Origin of the sequence: Vibrio sp. 10N.222.48.A3 (genome assembly GCF_041475345.1) — a bacterium.
Taxonomy (GTDB): Bacteria; Pseudomonadota; Gammaproteobacteria; order Enterobacterales; family Vibrionaceae; genus Vibrio; species Vibrio tasmaniensis_A.
The window spans coordinates 1-372 of record NZ_JBFRVX010001490.1 but is presented as its reverse complement, the minus strand read 5'-3'; the positions used below and the strand labels follow the sequence as shown (position 1 = coordinate 372).

The window sequence follows — 372 nt, the reverse complement described above, 5'->3', positions numbered from 1 at the left end:
AGGTCAACACGCCCTAATTACACCCATAAAAAAACGCGAACATTGAAATTCAATATTCGCGCTTGTTCGAGTTCGATAGCAGGAAGTCGTCAATGAACGAGAACCCTCCTACGAAGCGATCTCGTTACATAATCTTTGTAAAGCTACGTGACAAACGTTCTGTCTACTATTTCTGAGATGCAGGCTTAGAACGGCTTCTAGATGGTGAAGGTTTGTTACCTGTAGGCTTGTTACCTGATGACTTGTTAGACGGTTTGCTCGAACCATTACTTCCACCGAAACCAGACTTTTTAGGTTTACCTGCACCACCTGGCTTGCCAGAACTATTCGTAGAAGGCTTATTACCGCGCTTATAGTTGCTGCCATTATTTC

At 43.5% G+C, this 372-nt stretch carries 1 pseudogene; it reads right to left on the bottom strand.

Features of this window, described 5'->3' with window-relative positions:
• Positions 1 to 166: 166 nt before the first annotated feature.
• Positions 167 to 372: pseudogene (locus AB4653_RS27315) on the bottom strand (ATP-dependent helicase); the annotation flags it as partial.